General features: G+C 67.6%; 1 protein-coding gene. It reads right to left on the reverse strand.

The window, feature by feature from the left end; genetic code table 11:
- A partial coding sequence (locus tag R0J92_RS21900; RefSeq protein WP_411053195.1) for a hypothetical protein occupies window positions 1-389 on the reverse strand: 389 nt, incomplete at both ends.

The following is a 389-nucleotide window of genomic DNA, read 5'->3' on the forward strand; positions in this document are numbered from 1 at the left end:
CACGTTGGTGGTGGTGCCGGTCAGTTCGGTGGCTTGGGCCTCGCTCACGGACAGGTTGCCGTCGCCGATGGCCGCCAGGTCGATGGTCGGCAGGTCAGCATTGTCGGCATCCAGCGTGGCGCTTTCGGTGTCGCTGGCCGGGTTGCCCGCTTGGTCGGTGACGTCGGCGACCACGGTGATGGTGCCGTCGACCAGGCCGGCGGCCGTCAGGTCTTCGGTGGTGCTGAACGCGCCGTTGGTCACCGTGGCGGTGAACGTGGCGGTGTTGTTCTGGCTGTCGGTGACCGTCAGCGTGACCACTTGACCGTCTTCCACGTTGGTGGTGGTGCCGGTCAGTTCGGTGGCTTGGGCCTCGCTCACGGACAGGTTGCCGTCGCCGATGGCCGCCA

Origin of the sequence: Tritonibacter sp. SIMBA_163 (assembly GCF_046535935.1) — a bacterium.
In the GTDB taxonomy this organism is placed as follows: domain Bacteria; phylum Pseudomonadota; class Alphaproteobacteria; order Rhodobacterales; family Rhodobacteraceae; genus Epibacterium; species Epibacterium scottomollicae.